We start from the raw sequence: 542 nt of genomic DNA, 5'->3' as shown, positions 1-542 counted from the left end.
GGTAGTAATCAGTCCACAGCGTTTTCAGATTGTCGCTTACAACTAACAATCGCTCTCTCGCAAGAAGCTCTTGCTGTTCTGGGGTGCCGCCGCCGGCTTTTCGCGCCCTCTCCGCCTTTGTTGCGCGTTCAATGGACGAAGCCACGTAATTTGCCGCGCCGCCGAGCGCTTCAAACGCCTTCTTCGCAAGGTCGCCGATTATCGTCTCACCGAACGCCGCTTTAAGGCGCGTTACCGCTTTTTCGGCTTCGTCCACTTCCCCGGCAAACGTGTTCGCCAGCACGGTGTGCCCGTTGAAAAACGCGCCGCCTTCTTTGGTGAGCTCCTCGAACGCTTTTGATATTTCCGCCACGCCGATACCATGTCTTTCAGCTTGTCTTTCGACACGCCGAGCGCTTTTGAGAGCGCGTCGTATATCGGCACGTTGTCTTTTGCGAAGCGCTTCAGGTTTGCCGCGCTCGCCTCCCTGACCGCCGTTATCTGCTGAAAGTTCTGCGCAAGGCGCTCGAATTTTTCACTGCTTCCCTGCGCGGCGTCGTCGA

The 542-nt window shown here is 57.0% G+C and carries 1 protein-coding gene; it reads right to left on the bottom strand.

The features are described from left to right. Positions 1-231: 231 nt before the first annotated feature. Positions 232-542, bottom strand: a 311-nt coding sequence (locus AWU74_RS07720; protein ID WP_162505051.1) for a tape measure protein, incomplete at its 5' end; no start/stop codon positions are given.

This window comes from Treponema endosymbiont of Eucomonympha sp. (assembly GCF_001028545.1).
Note: the sequence above shows the minus strand (reverse complement) of the source record. Positions and strands in the feature narration are given on the sequence as shown.